This window comes from Collinsella sp. HCP28S3_G2, assembly GCF_052065125.1.
Taxonomy (GTDB): domain Bacteria; phylum Actinomycetota; class Coriobacteriia; order Coriobacteriales; family Coriobacteriaceae; genus Collinsella.
Map to the genome: position 1 here is coordinate 144,715 of NZ_JBQHUO010000001.1, position 17,416 is coordinate 162,130.

The 17,416-nt window shown below is 61.0% G+C and carries 14 protein-coding genes and 1 pseudogene; 7 read left to right on the forward strand and 8 right to left on the reverse strand.

Features of this window, described 5'->3' with window-relative positions; all coding sequences use genetic code 11:
- The first annotated feature begins 5 nt into the window (after nucleotides 1–5).
- Nucleotides 6–2,756, forward strand: coding sequence for a DNA polymerase I (gene polA / locus ACTNB2_RS00690; protein ID WP_441044743.1), 2,751 nt, complete (start codon nucleotides 6–8; stop codon nucleotides 2,754–2,756).
- Between the two features lie 272 nt (nucleotides 2,757–3,028).
- On the opposite strand, the gene ACTNB2_RS00695 is transcribed toward polA, so the two are convergent.
- Entirely contained in the window at nucleotides 3,029–3,856 is an 828-nt protein-coding gene (locus ACTNB2_RS00695; protein ID WP_441044742.1) for a Cof-type HAD-IIB family hydrolase, read from the reverse strand.
- Between the two features lie 554 nt (nucleotides 3,857–4,410).
- On the opposite strand from ACTNB2_RS00695, the gene ACTNB2_RS00700 reads away from it, so the two are divergent.
- The 4 genes from ACTNB2_RS00700 to ndk all read left to right on the forward strand — a co-directional run bounded on the left by ACTNB2_RS00700 (nucleotide 4,411) and on the right by ndk (nucleotide 8,381).
- Nucleotides 4,411–5,637: an argininosuccinate synthase gene (locus tag ACTNB2_RS00700; protein ID WP_441044741.1), complete on the forward strand. Its 1,227-nt coding sequence runs from the start codon at nucleotides 4,411–4,413 to the stop codon at nucleotides 5,635–5,637.
- 234 nt (nucleotides 5,638–5,871) lie between these two features.
- On the forward strand, nucleotides 5,872–6,042 hold the full coding sequence (locus ACTNB2_RS00705) for a hypothetical protein (RefSeq protein WP_441044740.1): 171 nt from the start codon (nucleotides 5,872–5,874) through the stop codon (nucleotides 6,040–6,042).
- 118 nt (nucleotides 6,043–6,160) lie between these two features.
- On the forward strand, nucleotides 6,161–7,591 hold the full coding sequence (gene argH / locus ACTNB2_RS00710) for an argininosuccinate lyase (RefSeq protein ID WP_441044739.1): 1,431 nt from the start codon (nucleotides 6,161–6,163) through the stop codon (nucleotides 7,589–7,591).
- A gap of 385 nt (nucleotides 7,592–7,976) precedes the next feature.
- Nucleotides 7,977–8,381: a nucleoside-diphosphate kinase gene (gene ndk, locus ACTNB2_RS00715; protein WP_432317366.1), complete on the forward strand. Its 405-nt coding sequence runs from the start codon at nucleotides 7,977–7,979 to the stop codon at nucleotides 8,379–8,381.
- 177 nt (nucleotides 8,382–8,558) lie between these two features.
- On the opposite strand, the gene rpiB is transcribed toward ndk, so the two are convergent.
- On the reverse strand, nucleotides 8,559–9,026 hold the full coding sequence (gene rpiB, locus ACTNB2_RS00720; protein WP_441044738.1) for a ribose 5-phosphate isomerase B: 468 nt from the start codon (nucleotides 9,024–9,026) through the stop codon (nucleotides 8,559–8,561).
- Between the two features lie 269 nt (nucleotides 9,027–9,295).
- Between rpiB and ACTNB2_RS00725 the strand changes: the two genes are divergently transcribed.
- Complete coding sequence (locus ACTNB2_RS00725) at nucleotides 9,296–10,618, forward strand: L-cysteine desulfidase family protein (RefSeq protein WP_441041684.1); 1,323 nt, start codon at nucleotides 9,296–9,298, stop codon at nucleotides 10,616–10,618.
- A 366-nt stretch (nucleotides 10,619–10,984) separates the two neighbouring features.
- Here ACTNB2_RS00725 and ACTNB2_RS00730 read toward each other — a convergent pair.
- The 5 genes and pseudogenes from ACTNB2_RS00730 to ACTNB2_RS00750 all read right to left on the reverse strand — a co-directional run.
- Nucleotides 10,985–11,155: pseudogene (locus tag ACTNB2_RS00730) on the reverse strand (helix-turn-helix transcriptional regulator); the annotation flags it as partial.
- A gap of 146 nt (nucleotides 11,156–11,301) precedes the next feature.
- Entirely contained in the window at nucleotides 11,302–11,655 is a 354-nt protein-coding gene (locus tag ACTNB2_RS00735; RefSeq protein WP_441031854.1) for a hypothetical protein, read from the reverse strand.
- A gap of 100 nt (nucleotides 11,656–11,755) precedes the next feature.
- Nucleotides 11,756–12,376 (reverse strand): helix-turn-helix domain-containing protein, encoded by a 621-nt coding sequence (locus tag ACTNB2_RS00740; protein WP_117762863.1) that lies wholly within the window; start codon nucleotides 12,374–12,376, stop codon nucleotides 11,756–11,758.
- Between the two features lie 344 nt (nucleotides 12,377–12,720).
- On the reverse strand, nucleotides 12,721–12,912 hold the full coding sequence (locus tag ACTNB2_RS00745; protein WP_117734980.1) for an Arc family DNA binding domain-containing protein: 192 nt from the start codon (nucleotides 12,910–12,912) through the stop codon (nucleotides 12,721–12,723).
- Between the two features lie 64 nt (nucleotides 12,913–12,976).
- The gene (locus ACTNB2_RS00750) at nucleotides 12,977–13,996 is read right to left on the reverse strand and encodes an SPFH domain-containing protein (protein ID WP_117734981.1); all 1,020 of its coding nucleotides are present in this window, start codon (nucleotides 13,994–13,996) and stop codon (nucleotides 12,977–12,979) included.
- A gap of 388 nt (nucleotides 13,997–14,384) precedes the next feature.
- On the opposite strand from ACTNB2_RS00750, the gene ACTNB2_RS00755 reads away from it, so the two are divergent.
- Nucleotides 14,385–15,635, forward strand: coding sequence for an MFS transporter (locus ACTNB2_RS00755; protein WP_427719692.1), 1,251 nt, complete (start codon nucleotides 14,385–14,387; stop codon nucleotides 15,633–15,635).
- 1,407 nt (nucleotides 15,636–17,042) lie between these two features.
- Here ACTNB2_RS00755 and ACTNB2_RS00760 read toward each other — a convergent pair.
- On the reverse strand, nucleotides 17,043–17,375 hold the full coding sequence (locus tag ACTNB2_RS00760; RefSeq protein ID WP_441041682.1) for an MGMT family protein: 333 nt from the start codon (nucleotides 17,373–17,375) through the stop codon (nucleotides 17,043–17,045).
- Between the last annotated feature and the right edge of the window lie 41 nt (nucleotides 17,376–17,416).

Consider the following 17,416-nt stretch of genomic DNA (forward strand, 5'->3'; position numbering starts at 1 on the left):
TCAATATGTCTGACAAGCGCCGCACCTTTGCCGTTATCGACGGCAACTCGCTCATGCACCGCGCCTTCCACGCCGTGCCGCCGACCATGAACGCACCGGATGGTCGTCCCACCAACGCGATCTTTGGCTTTCTGAACATGTTTCTTAAGATGATCGATGCCTTTAGTCCCGACGGTGTGGTCGTGGCGTTTGACAAGGGCAAGCCGCGCGTGCGCATGGAGATGCTGCCGCAGTACAAGGCGCAGCGCCCGCCCATGGACCCCGGTCTGCATGCGCAGTTTCCCATGATTAAGGAGCTGCTCACGGCGCTCAACGTGCCAATTCTGCAGTCCGAGGGCTGGGAAGGCGACGATATCCTGGGAACCATGGCACGCCTGGGTGAGGAGGCCGGCTGCGACATGCTGCTGGTGACCGGCGACCGTGACATGTATCAGCTTGTGACCGAGCACGTCAACGTGGTCTCGACTCGCAAGGGCCTGTCCGACGTGGCGATCATGACGCCCGAGAGCGTGGACGACCTGTATCACGGCATTACGCCGGCGCTCGTGCCCGATTTTTACGGCCTGAAGGGCGATACGTCGGACAACATTCCCGGCGTACCGGGCATCGGCCCCAAAAAGGCGAGCGCGCTCATCGCGCAGTACGGCAGCTTGGACGAGGTCATTGCGCATGCTGACGAGGTCAAGGGCAAGATGGGCGAGAACCTGCGTGCACACATCGACGATGCGCTGCTGAGCCGCAAGGTTGCGACCATCCGCACCGATGCACCTGTCGAGCTCGACTTTGACGCGACGTCCTTCCCATCGTTTTCTGCCGATGAGGTGTCCGCGGCGCTGGGCGCACTTGGCATTACGGCCATGCAGAACCGCTTCCTGGCGCTGATTGGCGGCGAGGGCGGGGTCGTGCCCGCTGCCAGCGCGTTCGAGATACCCGCGGTTTCGCGTGCCGCCGCCGGCGACGCTGAGGCACTTGCTGCTGTGGCGGCCGAGATCTCTCGCGCGATTGATGCGGGCGAGTGGGTCGCCGCCGTGGTGGACGATGACAAGGAGGAGGGTGCGCTCTTTGGCCTGACGCGTACGCTGTGGCTGGCGACGCCCAAGGGGCTCTTTGCGCTCGAGGAAGCCGATGACGGCACGCCTGCCGCTGTCGAGGGCTTCAATTCTGCCCACGGCGTTATCGCTGGCGTGCTCGCGCGCCTGTTTATGGAGGGCCGCGTGGCGAGCCCGGACATGAAGGCGTTGCTGCATGAGCTTTCGCCCATCGATTCTTCTGAGCCCGAGCTCATGGACCCGCTGGCAGTCGATTCCGTGCGCATCTTTGATACCGTGGTTGCCGCGTACCTGTTGGATTCCGACCGCTCCGAGTTTGACGAGGCATATCTGGCCGATACCTATCTGCAGATGGCGCTGCCTGCGGCGCGCGGTGCGGATGGTGCTGGCGAGGACGCTCCTGCTCCTGCTGCCCGTACCGCGGCGTTGACGCTGGCACTCGTGGCGCCGCTTCGCGACCGCATGGCCCGCGAGAACGCCGCCAACGTGTTCGATGGCATTGAGATGCCGCTCGTGCCGGTGCTTGCCAAGATGGAGCGCGCGGGCATGCTCGTAGATCCCGACCGGCTGCACAGCCTGTCCGAGGGCCTGGCGACCCAGATCACCGAGGTCGAGCGCAGCATTCGCGACCTGGCAGGTGATGAGACGTTTAACATCGGCAGTCCCATGCAGCTCTCGCACGTGCTCTTTGACGTTATGGGGCTTCCGACCAAGGGCCTCAAAAAGACCAAGCGCGGGTACTATTCGACCAACGCCAAGGTGCTGAGCGACCTTGCCCGTGACCACGAAATCGTGCGCCTGATTTTGGACTGGCGTGAGAAGTCCAAGATTAAGTCGACCTATCTGGACACGCTAGGTCCGCTGCGCCGTGGTGACGGTCGCGTGCACACCACGTACAACCAGACCATCACGGCAACGGGTCGCCTGTCCTCGAGCGACCCGAACCTGCAGAACATCCCGACGCGCTCTGAGCTGGGCCGTACCGTTAAGACGGCGTTTTCGGCAGGCGAGGGCAGCGTCTTTTTGGCGGTGGACTACTCGCAGATCGAGTTGCGTCTGCTGGCGCATCTCTCGGGTGACGAGCACCTGGTGCGCGCCTTTAACGAGGGCGAGGACTTCCATGCCGAGACGGCCGCGCGCGTGTTTGGCGTTTCCGTGTCCGAGGTAACGCCCGACCTGCGCAGTCGCGCCAAGGCCGTGAACTTTGGCATTGTGTATGGTCAGCAGGCGTACGGTCTGTCGCAGTCGCTACATATCTCGATGGCCGAGGCGCGCGACATGATCGATCGCTACTACGAGGCCTACCCGGGCGTGCGCACGTTCCTCGACAACGTGGTGGCGCGCGCCAAGCAGACGGGCTATGCCGAGACCATGTATGGCCGTCGTCGCCATATTCCGGAGCTCAAGGCCAAAAACCCGCAACTCCGTGGCTTTGGTGAGCGTACGGCCATGAATCACCCCATGCAGGGCACCGCCGCCGACATCATCAAGATCGCCATGGCCCGCGTAAGCCGCCGCCTGGAAGAAGAGGGCTTTGCCGCCCACATGATCTTGCAGGTGCACGACGAACTGGACTTTGAGTGCCCCGTCGACGAAGTCGAGCGCCTGACCGCCATGGTCCGCGACGTCATGGAGCACGTAGTAGACCTCCGCGTACCCCTCATCGCCGAAGCCAGCACCGGCATAACCTGGGCCGACGCGAAATAGGAAAGTAACCACAGTTCCAAAGTAACTAAAGGCAGAAGGAGGCTCCTTGCCAACAAGGAGCCCCCTTCATTCCAAAAAATCAGCCAAGTATCTAGACACCCAAGACGCCATCTAGGCGGCAAGCAAGTCAACATAGCCATGCCCGGGGCCGGCCGTTTGATTTTTGTAGATTCCGCACGAGCCGAAGGCCACTTAATGTGGCCTTCGAGCGAGCCCAGGACCTGACCGAGCAAAAATCAAACGGCCGGCCCCGGGCATGGCGACGAGATAGATTACCGAGCCGCCAAGATGGCGTCGATGAGCGTCAGTACGCCCCCGTCGTTGTTGCTCGGAATGCGCCATTTAGCATGCGCGTTCATATGCTCCTCGGCATTGTCCACGATAAAGCTATGCCCGACGCGCTCGAGCATAGGGATATCGTTGTAGGTGTCGCCCACGGCGGCGGCATCGGCGATATCGATGCCCAAGTGCTCGCACAGGTGCGCGACGCCGGCGCCCTTGTCGACGCCCAGGTTCATAAAGTCGATCCACTCGCGGCCCGCATTGGTGACGTAGAGCTGATCCGAGAACGTGGGGTTATAGGTCTCGCGGAACGCAGGCTCAGCGTCGTAGGCGGGGAAGAAGATCGAAATCTTGTTGGACTCGAAATCAATGCCCTCAAAGCTGTCGACGTAGTTGATTGTGTTGTAGTAGACGCTGATCTCGTCGTGGTATTGATGGTCGCGGGCAAGCACGTAGAACTCGTCGAAGCAGCACAGGACGGGAACGGCGCGAGAATCCTCCGAGGCACGAGCGAGCACCTGTTGATACAGCGCCACATCGATATTGCTCTTATAGATATAGTTGCCGCGATATATCACGCACGCGCCGTTATCGGGGCAAAAAGCGATGCGGTTCTTGATGCCCTCGAACATCTCCTCGAGCTTGGGGGCGGGACGTCCGCTGGCGGGGCAGAATACGATGCCGGCTTCGGCGAGCTTGTCCAGGCGTTCGTCAAGGCCTTGCGGCAGCACGCGCTCGTCGGTCAGCAGCGTCTTGTCCATGTCGACGGCGATGAGCTTAATGTTTTCGATATTGGCGTCCGATTCGTAAGTTTGCATAAAAGCGAGCCTTTCGTTTCGAAATTGTTTCAGACGTTATAACCAACAACTCGTAACCAGGCGTATTTTCGCAGGAACGGAGCGTATTTGCACTGCATTTCACAAACTAATGAAAAAACTTTTCAGATATTTGAATTTGTCGCTTGTGCAGCGGGCACTTTAGCGTAATATAGCGACCATCGAAAACGGAGACGGCAAAAGAGCCGCTTACCGAGGAAAAGGTACCGTTTGCGATATTAGAATTGCGCCCGGCGATGTGTGAAAGGAGAGGCAGATGCAGTTCGTAAAGATCATCACCACTGCAGACAATGCCATCCGACGCCAGCGCGCAATTTCCCGACGACGATAACAATCGTCTCTGTCCGCATGGGGCGAATTGCCTCAACAGAGTCATTTTAAGGTCGTTGGGTTTTAGCACGACATTGCTGCATGTTTCTAGGGCATGTATGTGCTGATTTTTGCTATTTAACCTGATATTGCACGGTACGTGACCTTGAAATGACTTGCAACTGACCGATGTTCTAACTAGCTACCAAGGGCGAAAGGAAACAGCCATGAGCAAGGAAAAAGTCGTTCTCGCATATTCCGGTGGACTTGATACATCCGTATGTGTCAAGTGGCTCCAGGACGAGAAGAATCTCGATGTCGTTTGCGTCTGCGGCAACGTGGGCCAGGAGGAGACCGGCCTGGATGCCAAGAAACAGAAAGCGCTCGACCTGGGCGTTCTTGATTGCCAGGTGCTCGACCTGCGCGATGAGTTCTCCGATGAGTTCCTGACCAAGGCCATCGCCGCAAATTCCATGTACGAGAACAAGTACCCGCTGCTTTCCGCTCTGTCTCGCCCGCTGCTCGCCAAGAAGCTTGTCGAGGTCGCCCACGAGTTTGGCGCGACCTACGTCGCCCACGGCTGCACCGGCAAGGGTAACGACCAGGTTCGTTTTGAGGCTGCCGTCAAGGCCCTCGACCCTGAGCTTAAGGTTATCGCCCCGGTGCGTGAGTGGGATCTGAAGTGCCGTCCCGACGAGGTCGCCTATGCTCACGCCCACAACGTGCCGGTTCCCGAGGGCGCTAACGACAACCCCTATTCCATCGACGACAACCTGTGGGGTCGTGCCATTGAGTGTGGCCACCTGGAGGATCCCTGGAACGAGCCGCTCGACGACGCCTGGGTTATGACCAAGAATCCCGAGGACACGCCCGACACCCCGACCTACACCGAGATTGAGTTTGAGGCCGGCAAGCCCGTCGCCGTCGACGGCAAGAAGATGAAGCTCTCCGAGATCGTCATCGCCCTCAACAAGATTTCGGGCGATAACGGCTTTGGTCGCCTGGACCTGGTCGAGGATCGTCTGGTGGGCCTCAAGAGCCGCGAGTGCTATGAGGTTCCCGGCGCCCTGACGCTTATCACCGCCCACAAGGCACTCGAGGATATTTGCGTCGAGGGCGACCTGCTCAAGACCAAGATTAAGCTCGAGCAGGATTGGGCCACCGCCGTGTACAACGGCCAGTGGTACAGCCCGCTCAAAAACGCACTCGACGCCTTTATGGCCGATACCCAGAAGTTCGTGACCGGTACCGTCCGCCTGAAGTTCTTTAAGGGCAGCTGCCATGTTGTCGGCCGCAAGAGCCCCTTCAGCCTCTATGACTACGGTCTGGCCACCTACGACCGCGACACTACGTTTGACGAGAAGGCCAGCGCCGGCTTTATCGAGATCGACACGCTGTCGCTCAAGACGTGGGCCAAGGTCCAGGGTCCCAGCTCTGCTGCCGCCCAGGCTTAAGCCTTTCTCCCTTGGTATCCGCGCGGCCCATCCGCGTGATACATAACGGGCGCATGGGGTCCCTACCTTTCGTTATGCTTGCTGACACTTCTTAACATCGGTGGCCCCTACATTCCGCCCGCATATATGATGCCGCGCCTGCGGCTGAGTCCGAGCCCCGCCGGGGTTGTCCGGCGGGGCTCCTTCTATCAATTTGGCGGCTCTGCGCCTATATATATCTGAGGAGTATCCATTATGTTCAATGCTATCGCGCATGCTTTACTTGCCCTCGCGCCCGAGTTCGATGCTGCAAAGGGCGAGGATGTCCCTATGAGCCTGAAGGCATGGATTGACGGCTCGGCGAGCAACGGCTGGCGGGAGTCGATGGGCGCCAAGTGCCTGGTGCGTCACTTCTTTGCAAATTAGCCACATGGCCTCGCGCACGGCGGGGAATGTGCAAAACTAGCGGTTGATAAATCGCTTTAGCGACATGGCGCTTTGCTTTGGGCGCTTGTTTTGGTATTTGGAGAAAGGGGACGGTTCCATGGCTCTTTGGGGCGGTCGTTTTGAGACAGGCGTGGCCGAGGTCACGCAGGAGTTTGGCGCGTCGCTGCCGGTCGACAAACATCTCTATAAGCAGGATATCGCTGGCTCTAAGGCACATGCCAAGATGCTGGCGGCCCAGGGCATTATCAGTGCAAAGGACGAGCAGGCGATTGCCGAGGGTCTGACCGCAATCGAACAGGATATCGATGCCGGCAACTTCACCTTCGATATCAACGACGAGGACATTCATATGTCCATCGAGAGCGAGCTGACCCGTCGCATCGGCGAGGCGGGCAAGCGCCTGCATACCGGGCGTTCGCGCAACGACCAGGTGGCGACCGATACGCGCCTGGGCGTCAAGGCGCTGGCCAAGGAGCTCATGGAGGCCAATCTTGAGCTGCGCCACGTGCTGGTGGATGCGGCCAAACAGTACAACAAGGTGATTCTGCCGGGTTACACGCACATGCAGCATGCTCAGCCCGTGCTGCTGTCGCATCATCTGCTGGCGTATTCTTGGATGTTCGCGCGCGACTTTACACGCCTGAAGGCCGCCTTTGATGCTGCCGACAACTGCCCGCTGGGCGCTGCCGCGCTTGCCGGTACGAGCTATCCGCTCGATCGTCAGATGACGGCCGCCGAACTTGGCTTTGCGGGCGTGATTCCCAACTCGCTCGATGCGGTTTCCGACCGTGATTTCCTCCTCGATCTGCATTACGCCGGCTCCGTCATGGCGATGCACCTTTCGCGTCTTTCCGAGGAGATCGTGCTGTGGTCGAGCTCCGAGTTTGGCTTTATCACGCTTTCCGACTCGTATTCCACTGGCTCGTCCATCATGCCGCAGAAGAAGAACCCCGATTTTGCCGAGCTTATCCGCGGCAAGAGCGGCCGAGTCTATGGCAACCTGGTGCAGCTGCTCGTGACCATGAAGGGCCTGCCGCTCGCTTATAACAAGGACTTGCAGGAGGACAAGGAGGGCGCGCTCGATACCGCCCATACGCTCATGCAGTGCCTGTCCGTTATGGCCGGTATGATTTCGACCTGGACCGTCAACGAGGATGCCATGGCGCGCGAGTGCGGCGTGGGGCACCTTGCCGCCACCGATGTTGCCGATTACCTGGCCAAGCGTGGCCTGCCGTTCCGCGAGGCCCACGCCGTGGTGGGCCATTTGGTCCTGATGTGCGAGAAGCGCGGCTGCAATCTTGAGGACCTGCCGTTTGAGGTGTTCCAAGAGGCAAGCCCGCTCTTTGAGCACGACATTACCGAGGCGCTCGACATTCCGTCGATTGTCGCTGCACGCACGACCGAGGGCGGTACCGCCCCTGCCGCCGTTGCCGTGCAGCTGCAGCGTGCCCAGGCACAACTCGTTGCCGACGAAGGTGTGCTTGGATCGCTGACCAAGGTCGTCGAGATGGGCCACGGGGCAAAGTAAGGGTTTAGTTGAAGCGGCTTTGGCCATTTATTGATAAATCGTTTTTGCTTTTACGGGCGTCTGCTGCAGCGGACGCCCGTATTTTGTTGCAATGGGAAAGGGGCTTGTCGATAACTTCTGTAGGACCTTTGGGCAGGTTGTGAAGGGGCTACGTTCACGGGCGGCAACCGACCGTCCACTCGGTTCGGTGCGGTTGATGCGCGGTCGGATGGTACTCTAATCGGGCTTCGAAACAGAAGTGACACATATGGAACGTTTTAATAAATTGTAGTGTTTCAATAAACAGTTTTTTGTTTAACTGCAGCTAAAACTCTGTTACGATGCAGTCCAGGCGGGTGCCGGAATGGGACTTGGGCACGCGCGAACCTACTTGAAAGGCTACCTTATGGCTATCGAGAAGACCTTCATTATGATTAAGCCCGACGCTGTGCGCGATCGCAAGATCGGCGAGATCGTCGCTCGCATTGAGCGTAGCGGCCTTGTCATCGAGCGCATGGAGATGACCACGCTCGAGCGTGCTACCGTCGAGGAGCACTACGCCCATCTGGCGGACAAGCCCTTCTTTGGCGGTCTCTGCGACTTTATGACGAGCGGTCCGGTCGTCAAGATGGTCGTTTCCGGTCCCTCCGCTGTCTCCAAGATGCGCACCCTTATGGGCGCTACCAACCCGCTTGACGCTGCCCCCGGCACCATTCGCGGCGACTTCGCTGTCGATGTCAACGCCAACGTGATCCACGGCTCCGACTGCCTGGAGAACGCCGAGATCGAGATCAAGCGCTTCTTTGGCTAAACCAGCTTTGACTCCTCAAAGCTGTTAGCGTGTGGCTTTGGCGCCGCGGAATTCCATCCGTGGCGCCCTTTTTATTCCAGTAGATTTCTAGGTATATCCCAAAAATCTAATAAAGAGCCCCCGCCCGGATTTGCGTTCCGGACGGGGGTTTTCGTTGGCGTATGGCGTTGTAGGTCTTTAAGCTTCGTCGACGACCTTGAGGCCGCGGGTCTGGTCGATCTCGTTGAGGAGATTGACGCGACGCTCGTGACGGCCGCCCTCAAACTCGGCGTCGAGCCACTCGTCGACGATCATCTTGGCGAGCTCGGAGCCCACGACGCGGGCGCCAAAGGCGAGCACGTTGGTGTTGTTGTGCATGCGCGAGAGCTTGGCGCTGAAGGGCTCGGAGCACACGACGGCACGAACGCCCTCGACCTTGTTGGCGGCCAAGCTAATCCCGACACCGGTGCCGCAGATCAGGATGCCCAGGTCGACGTCGCCGTTGGCAACGGCCTTACCCACCTTGTAGCCGGAGATGGGGTAGTCAAAGCTCTCGGAGGTGTCGGTGCCAAAGTTCACGACCTCGCAGCCGCGCTCCTTCAGGTGCTCGGAGATGATGTTCTTGAGCTCGACGGCGGCGTGGTCGTTACCGATACCGATCTTCATGGATGCTTCCTCTCTGGTCTGTGCGGCGAGATTGCTAAAGGTTTTACCGCGTTCGACTGCATGATAGCGCGACTTTTGTTTAAACGCTCGGGCGTTTTTTGCTCAAACGCTTTAGCATGCAATAAGACCGGCTTCTCATGAATAATGCCGCTAATTTGTGCTCGAGCGCCGTCCGCCGGAACCATGGTTGTGGTTTTTGATGCATTGTTATCAAATAAAATAGCGAACTATTTTGAGAGCCCAGCCCGTTATACAAGTAGGAGATACCTATGCCTGCCGATTCCCTTCGTGATACCGCGTTTTGCGATGTTTTGAACCGCGAGCTTGTCTGTGCGCTCGGCTGCACCGAGCCCATTGCCGTTGCCTATGCAGCGGCGCTGGCGAGCCAGACGCTCGGCTGCGAACCCGATCATATGGATGTTGCCTGCTCGGGCAACATCATCAAGAACGTAAAGAGCGTGACCGTGCCTAACTCGGGCGGTATGCATGGTATTGAAGCCGCGGCCGTGCTGGGTGCCGTGGGCGGCGACGCCAAGAGCGCGCTCGAGGTGCTCGAGAGTGTTGACGATAAAGACCGTGCTCGCGTGGCCGAGCTCCTCGCCGATGCCGGCTACTGCGATGTGTCGCTTGTCGAGGGTGTGCCCAACCTCTACATCAAGGTGACTGCCACAGCCGGGGGGCATACCGCGGTCGTCGAGATTACCGACCACCACACCAATGTTACGTGCCATACACTCGACGGTATTCCGGTATGCGGCAAGTCGGTGGGGGAGTGTGCCGCCTGCGCCGAGCGCGTGGTGGCCGAGCGCGCGGCAGATAGCGCCGACACGCCCATGTCGATTGAGACCATCATCGACTTTATTGAGGACGGCGATGTTGAGGGTGCTCGCGCTGCCGTTGAGCGTCAGATCGAACTGAACGGCGCCATTAGCGCAGAGGGCTTGGCGCACGCTTGGGGCGCCGAGGTGGGCCGTACGCTGCTGGGCGCTCGTGCCGATGACGTCGCCTGCCGTGCCCGTGCCCGTGCAGCCGCCGGGTCCGACGCCCGCATGAACGGCTGCGCACTGCCGGTCGCCATTGTGTGCGGCTCGGGCAATCAGGGCATTACCTGTGCATTGCCCGTTATGGAATATGCCGAGTACCTGCGCTGCGACCACGAGCGCCTGGTGCGCGCCGTGATGCTGTCCGATCTTATTGCCGTGCATATCAAAAGCTATATTGGTGCACTTTCGGCGTTTTGCGGTGCTATTTGCGCCGCATGCGGCGCCGGCGCCGCGATTACCTGGCTGTGCGGTGGCACGCGCGAGCAGATTGGCGCGACGGTTTCGAACACGCTCGGCAACGTGGGCGGCATCGTGTGCGATGGCGCCAAGGCAAGCTGTGCCGCCAAGATTTCCGCTGCCGTCGATGCGGCGATTCTGGGCCACGATATGGCCATGCAGGGTCGCGGCTTCCGTGCCGGCGAGGGCCTGATTCAGGATACGGTGGAAGAGACGATCGCCAGCATGGGCTATGTGGGCCGCGTTGGCATGAAGGATACCGACGTCGAGATCCTCAACATCATGATCGGCAAGACTATCGTCGACTGCTAGGGGCTCTGGGGCACTGCATCTTGTTGTTGAAACTATCGCGCTTGTGGCTGTAAAGCACCTGTCTGCATTGCGGACAGCGAGGATCTCGCGGTATGTCACCAGGTCGTTCTCGCGCTTGATGCGCTCGAGGACGGTCGCGACAACAAGCGCCGCTATCGCCGGCAGGAACGCCGCAGCCGCGGCGACGCCGGCGCCCCAGGTGCCCTCCATCCAGTTAAACGCCGGCGACAGTATCAGTGCGAACGCCACCGCCAGCAACGCGAGCATCAGCACGGCCAGCCATAGCATCCGCGTTCCCATGCGCTTGCGATCTCTTTCGACTGCCTCTTCCATAACGGTCACGTCTCCCTTCACGAGCGTGTCTATGGAGGTGTCGAATAGGATGCTCAGCATGAGCAGACTCTGGACGTCCGGATACGTCTTGTCCCGCTCCCAGTTGCTGATCGTCTGACGCGATACATAGAGCTTCTCGGCAAGTTGCTCTTGCGAGAGGCCCATCGCCTCGCGCCGCGTCTTGATCTGGTTGCTGATGTCCATCGTCACCTCCCGGTCGTGAAGGAGCGTCCCGCGAACACGCCGGGTGCGCTATCGAATCTGTTGTACATCATATGCGGCAAGGCTTGCCGGGCGCTGCAAAAACTGTTTTGCACGGGGTTTACCTGCATGATTGTTGCTGCGATGGCTTAGCGATGTTGTCGAGCAGTCATCCAAGTGTACAGGCCCATGGCGGCGTAGCCGATTGCGGTATAGGCAACCCCATGGAACGCAAGGTCCTGGCTGCCCTCGACCTTGAGGGGAAACAGGACCGCGGGTCCGATTCCGAGCGCCGCGGGTACCCAGAAGAGCGTCCTCGCGGAGTTCGCGGCGAGCAGGCCGAGGGTGATTGCAGTTGCGGGGAGCACGGGGTAGATCAGCGCCATCATGGCGATCATGCCGGCATCGGGTGGGACGACCCTCACCAGGAGGACGGGGATTGCCCAGCAGGCGCCAACGATTGCGATCAATGCGATGAGGGACGCGCGTACGGTGACGTTCATGGGGCACCTCCTAACGGGAATCGCCCCCATTCTGGCATACATCTTCAGAATGGGGGCTAAGGGGGATACCATTTCGGGGAACGGGTGCGTACCCGCGCTTTTAACTCAGCATCTTGGCGAGCATGCCGATGCCGACGCCCACCAGTCCGCCGGCGATGGCGCCGATGATGATCTGCACCGCGTTGCGCGTGCCCTTGACCCAAGGGTTCATCTCGCGCTCACGGCGCCCCTCGAGCGTGTCGCGATCGACCTGCTCGCCGCGGCTAAACGCCAACACCTCGCGGTACGTGACGAGGTCGTGCTGCTTCTTCATGCGTTCCATATACACGAACGCCACGAGCATCACGACGAGCGCCACGGCGGCAAACGCCGCGGTGGGCGCGATGTGCATGCCCCAGCCCCATTCGAACTGGAACGCCGCCCACGCGCTCAGCACCAAAAACACGACCGCACTCACGACCGTGATTGTGGATAGGGCGTTGTACTTCTTGACCGCTTCGTTCATTACCTGTGCCATGGTTTCCACATCTCCTTTGATGAGGGAGTCCACGGTCACCCCGAACACGTTGGAAAGCAGCAGCAGGCTCTGGACATCCGGATACGTACGGCCGCACTCCCAGTTGCTGATGGTCTGGCGCGACACGTAGATGCGCTCCGCCAGATCGTCTTGGGACAGTCCGAGCTCCGTGCGATGCTCCTTGATGTGCGAGCCCAGCTCCATGCGTTTGCTCCCTAGAGGGTCGGGGTGACCCCTGTCGAGAGCCACCATGTCATTGACGCGAGCATCGTACCATCAAAGGTCTTTATATTTGACCCCCACGGGGCAAAATCGAGCTGTCAAAAGGCTTTATATACGACATCTAGCTGGGAAAAGAACGGTCCCCAAAGGCGGATGCCTCCGGGGACCGGTTGGTGCGTATAGAGGGGGGCGAGCTTGCTTTGGGTTGGTGTTGGCCCCGCCGTTCGGCTCGACTTTGGAGCGGCGGGGCTCAGCTCTGCCTCGACCGCGGCGCGGGGCGCGGCTTTGTCCCGACGTCGGCAGCGGCCGAGCCCTGTCTTCCCGGCTTAGCCCTCTTCGCCTTTGGGCGTGCCCTTGAACGAGGGCTCTTTCTTCGGCAGCCTTCCCGCGCGTTTGAGGGCGTCTCGCAAGATCCATTCCACCTGACCGTTGGCGCTGCGCATCTCATCGTCCGCCCAGCGTTGGACGGCCTCCCAGATAGCGGGGTCTATACGGAGTGGATACTGCTTGCGTGCCATGACGTGCCTTCTTGTCGAATGTGCAATTTTGCACCCGTCCCCAAATTACTCATTGGTGTTGGGGTTAGTACAGCGAGCCTGCGTTGAGCACCGGGTGCGCCTCGGATTCACCGCAGAGCACCACCATGAGGTTGCTGGCCATCTGCGCCTTGCGCTCGTCGTCGAGCTCGATGGTGCCGCCGGCAGCCATCTCCTTCACGGCCATGTCGACCATGGAGACCGCGCCCTCGACGATCTTCTTGCGTGCGGCGATGACGGCCTCGGCCTGCTGGCGGCGCAGCATCGCCTGGGCGATCTCGGGGGAGTAGGCGAGGTGCGTGAGACGTGCATCGTCGACCTCGACGCCGGCGGGCGCCAGGCGCATCGCGAGCTCGCGGCGCAGGGCTTCGGAGACCTCTTCCACATTGGCGCGCAGCGTGATGGCGCCGGCGGCATCGGACTCGTCCTCCAGGTGGTCGTAGGCGTACACGCTCGCCACGTGGCGCAGCGCCGTCTCGGCCTGCATGGCGACATAGCTCTGGTAGTCGTCGACGTCGAAGAGCGCCTTGGCGGTATCGGCGACGTGCCACACCACGACGGTTGCGATCTCGATGGGGTTGCCCATTTTGTCGTTGACCTTCAGGCGCTCGCCATTCAGGGTGCGCACGCGGGTGGAGATGGTGGTGGGGTTGCCCTTGGCGGCCTTCTGCGCCGCGGCCTTGGCGGCCTTGGAATCGCTCATCTCGAGCTCGATCATCTCGCCGATCCCGGCCGATCCGCCCATGCTCTTGCTAAAGAACGGGTTGGCCCAGAAGAAGCCCTCGTCGCGGACGGTGCCCACGTACTTGCCGAACAGGATGCACACGCGCGCCTGGCCGGGCTGCAGCGAGAAGAATCCGTTGAGTGGGATGAACCACAGGCAAAACGCGAGGATGCTGAGGCCGAGCCCCCATCCGTAGACTGCGGGCGCGTCGACGCCGTCGGGCGTGCTCGCGAGCCCGATGGTGCTCCAGATAAAGAGGCCGATGATGGCGATGAGCGCCACCGCCACGGCGACGAGCATGCCGTAGCCCGACTTGGCCTTGAGTTGCTTTTCCACGCTCATTGTGAGTTCCTTTCACGACTGCGCCGGCGTTTGCGTGACGTCCCCGGCGCCGCGCTCCAGATTGCGATGGGGAGGAGGCGAGTCCCCGAGCAGTCCGTGCGACTGCTGATTGCATTGTGATATCACATTGAGACCAAGTCAAGGAGAATCGGATGCCGTCTCTCATGGCATAAGTGGTTCGGGGCGCCCGGCATCTACGCTCCGTAGAGGTCTTCCTGTTGCATCTTGGCTCGCAAGTCCCTATAATAGCTCCACTCACGGCTGAAGGTTTACCTCTAGATTTGGAAAGGGGAGCTGCACCATGCTTGCTTCCATTTGGCTCTAGCCACGGTCGCGTGAGCGACCGGTACTTCGCTGCATACCACCGATCGCATCAAAGGATTATTCCATGACACAACCGAACCCCTGCGCTTCTTGGAAGCGCTCGCTCGCCATCGTCTGGATCGGCGAGTTCTTCTCCGTGCTCACGAGCTCCATTCTGCAGATGGGTCTCATCTGGCACGTCACCCTCACCACCGGCTCCGCGAGCGCCCTGTCGTTCGTGAGCCTGGCGGCCTTCTTGCCCATGGCGCTCCTCGGCGCCTTCGCGGGCACCATCGTGGACCGCACGTCCATCAAGCGTCTCATGATCGGCGCCGATCTCTTCATCGCGGCCGTGAGCCTCACGCTTGTCTTCGGCTCGCTTCGGGGCGACCTTTCTGTCGCCGTTGTGGCGGCGGTGCTGTTCGTCCGTGCGCTGGGCAGCACGCTCCATACGCCCGCCTTCAACGCGCTCACACCGCTCATCGCCCCGCCCGAGGTGCTCGGCAAGCTGGCGGGCATGCTGCAGTTCATGCAGTCGGGTAGCTATATCATCGGCAACGCCATCGCCGCGGCGGTCTACCCGGCGTTTGGTCTGACTTTCATGATCGCGCTCGATGTCGCCGGGGCGGTGCTCGCGAGCATCGCGGTGGCGACCTCCGGCATCAAGACGCCGGCGCCCGAGCGCCATACGCCCGAGGAGAACGCCGAGGCGTCGCACCGCGCGGTGCGGGCCTTCCTATTGGAGACGGCCAACGGGTACCGCGAGCTCAAACGCCATCACGGTCTGTTCGCCATGCTCTGGATCGGCTTCGCCTTCTCGGTCCTGTTCTCGCCCATATCCGCGCTGTTCCCGCTCATGGTGTTCGACCATTTTGGGGGCACCACTACGCAGTCGGCTATCGCGGAGATCGCGTTCTCGGTCGGCATGATCGCGGCGAGCGGCTGGATCGGGGCGACGGGTGGCCTTAAGAACCGCGCTCTTTCGTGCACGCTGGCCATCGGCCTCATCGGAGCCGCCGCGCTCGCGGGCGGCCTCGTGCCCCCTTCCGCGCTCGTTGTGTTTCTGGGGCTTACGTTCGCGATGGGGGTCTCGAGTCCGCTGTACAGCGCGCCGCAGATGGCGCTCATGCAGGAGCGCGTCGATCCCGAGTGCATGGGCCGCGTCTTCGGTCTGTACGGAGCGGTCTGCAGCTGGGCTATGCCCGTGGGGCTCGTCGCATCGACCTTGTTCGCGGACGCCATCGGCGTAAGCGCGTGCTTCGTGCTCATCGGTGCTGCAATGGTGATCCTAGCAGGCATCACCTGGGCGATCCCGAGCATCCGCAAGATTGGGTAGCGCTCTGGCGGAGTGCGTTTCGTTTCGGACGGCTCGTAGGGTCGCTGCGACGTGAAGGGTGGTCGACGGTGCGCCTGCGAGGGCGCCGTCGACCACCCTTTTGTTTAATTCGTCTGGCCCGGCGCCGATCATCATCTGTTCGCCGGGCGATTGCGATGCCGCCGCTTGCCGATACGCGGCTCCTTACGTTGTGCGCATCCCATCGTTCTGGCAGCGTTTCCTGCAGTTAATCTCCAGAGCTCGAGGCGGTGGCCCCTATGAGTAATCTGCTCGAATCCATTCTGCGCGTCGGTATGACCGTGTTCATCGTCGGCCCGCTCACTGCATGGGTCGCCCGCCGCGGCGCGAGCGAGCGCAGCGAGGCAACGGACAGCCTCGATTGCTTCACGGTGCGCATGCCCGCAGCCATCCGCACGATCATCGCCTGCTGCGCCGTCGCGTTCGAACTGCTCATGCTGGGTGTCTACGTCTGGCAGGGCGTCTCGCTGGGCGAGTGGGACCACGAACTTGTGTGGTTCGGTCATGCCATGGCGCTCGCGGGTATGGCTATCTGGGCCTTGCTGAGCATCCCGCGTATCGACGTGGACGGTGGGCGCATTCTCTCGCGTAACGCCTTCGGCATCCGCAAGGAGACGACGTTTGGCAACATCACCCGTGCAACGCTTCACGCGCAGATGATGAGGATCGACCTGTTCGAGGGCGACCGGAAGTTCTGCTCGATAAGCCTCGAGGGGGTGTGCTCGCTCAACCTCCTCGCCCGTCTGGAGGAGGAGGGCATCGAAGTCTCGGACGCCGTCGACGGTCCCATGACCAAGGCGGGCCTGTGTTGGTCTGCCATCAAGCCGTTGACGATTGTTTTCAACGGCATGGCCCTCGTCTTCTCGCTCGTCCTCGCCTTCATGGCGGTCTTCACCGACGAGGTTGCGCGCCTGCTCGTGCTCATCCCGTTCCTGTTCCTGTTCATAGGGGGGTTCCTGCCCCTGCTCATGCTCGGCATGCCGGCCCGCGGCATCCTCGAGATCGGCAGGCAGGAGCGCGCGCTCGGTTTCTCCTTCTCCGAGGAGATGGCAAGCCGAGGTGCCACGGGTACTTCGCTTGTCGATGACGATTGGTTCATCGAGATCAGCAACGCCCGCGTCGTGGCGTTTCGCCGCGATTACCTCAAGAAGATCACGGCGCACGAGAACAGCGAGAGCGGCGACCGCTGCACGGTGACCACGAGGGGTGGTCGCAAAATCAAGGTGTATGCAAGCGGGCAGCACGCTCGAGGACCTGCGCACGTGGTTCAAACAGGGTGCCAAGGTCAGAAGCACACTCGACCGCGCGGGGGACGCACTCGAGGCGACCGTTTGATTGGGTTGCCTGCCAAGGATCCAAAACGGGAAGGGGCGCTGTCGGCGCCCCTTGTCATACCAGGCCCGCTGGCCAGCGAGAGGCCTGCAGGTCGACATGTCCGTTGGCGAGGAAGGCAACGCCTTCGTCCTCGAGCAGTGTGCGCTGCGCCTCGGGCCCACCGAAGGCGAACCCCTCCGCGAGGCGGCCGTCGGCAAACACGATGCGATGGCAGGGGATGACGCCCGGTTGAGGGTTGACGTGCAGGGCATATCCCACGTAACGGGCTCGCCTGGGCTCGCCGACGAGCTTGGCGATCTGCCCGTAGGTGGCGACCATGCCCGCGGGAACCTGTGCGACCATCTCGTAGACGCTCCCGAAGAAGCTCTCGCGGTTGCTATCAGCCATCACAAACCTTTCAGTGCGCGGGTATCGGCGCGCCCGCGAGC

Excerpts from the sequence above, each read along its gene's own strand:
- ACTNB2_RS00740 (WP_117762863.1), bottom strand. The coding sequence starts at position 12,376 with ATGGAGCTGGGCTCGCACATCAAGGAGCATCGCACGGAGCTCGGACTG.
- ACTNB2_RS00735 (WP_441031854.1), bottom strand. The coding sequence starts at position 11,655 with ATGAACGTCACCGTACGCGCGTCCCTCATCGCATTGATCGCAATCGTT.
- ACTNB2_RS00725 (WP_441041684.1), top strand. The coding sequence starts at position 9,296 with ATGCCTGCCGATTCCCTTCGTGATACCGCGTTTTGCGATGTTTTGAAC.
- argH (WP_441044739.1), top strand. The coding sequence starts at position 6,161 with ATGGCTCTTTGGGGCGGTCGTTTTGAGACAGGCGTGGCCGAGGTCACG.
- polA (WP_441044743.1), top strand. The coding sequence starts at position 6 with ATGTCTGACAAGCGCCGCACCTTTGCCGTTATCGACGGCAACTCGCTC.
- ACTNB2_RS00705 (WP_441044740.1), top strand. The coding sequence starts at position 5,872 with ATGTTCAATGCTATCGCGCATGCTTTACTTGCCCTCGCGCCCGAGTTC.
- ACTNB2_RS00745 (WP_117734980.1), bottom strand. The coding sequence starts at position 12,912 with ATGGCACGCAAGCAGTATCCACTCCGTATAGACCCCGCTATCTGGGAG.
- ACTNB2_RS00750 (WP_117734981.1), bottom strand. The coding sequence starts at position 13,996 with ATGAGCGTGGAAAAGCAACTCAAGGCCAAGTCGGGCTACGGCATGCTC.
- rpiB (WP_441044738.1), bottom strand. The coding sequence starts at position 9,026 with ATGAAGATCGGTATCGGTAACGACCACGCCGCCGTCGAGCTCAAGAAC.
- ACTNB2_RS00695 (WP_441044742.1), bottom strand. The coding sequence starts at position 3,856 with ATGCAAACTTACGAATCGGACGCCAATATCGAAAACATTAAGCTCATC.
- ACTNB2_RS00700 (WP_441044741.1), top strand. The coding sequence starts at position 4,411 with ATGAGCAAGGAAAAAGTCGTTCTCGCATATTCCGGTGGACTTGATACA.
- ACTNB2_RS00755 (WP_427719692.1), top strand. The coding sequence starts at position 14,385 with ATGACACAACCGAACCCCTGCGCTTCTTGGAAGCGCTCGCTCGCCATC.
- ndk (WP_432317366.1), top strand. The coding sequence starts at position 7,977 with ATGGCTATCGAGAAGACCTTCATTATGATTAAGCCCGACGCTGTGCGC.
- ACTNB2_RS00760 (WP_441041682.1), bottom strand. The coding sequence starts at position 17,375 with ATGGCTGATAGCAACCGCGAGAGCTTCTTCGGGAGCGTCTACGAGATG.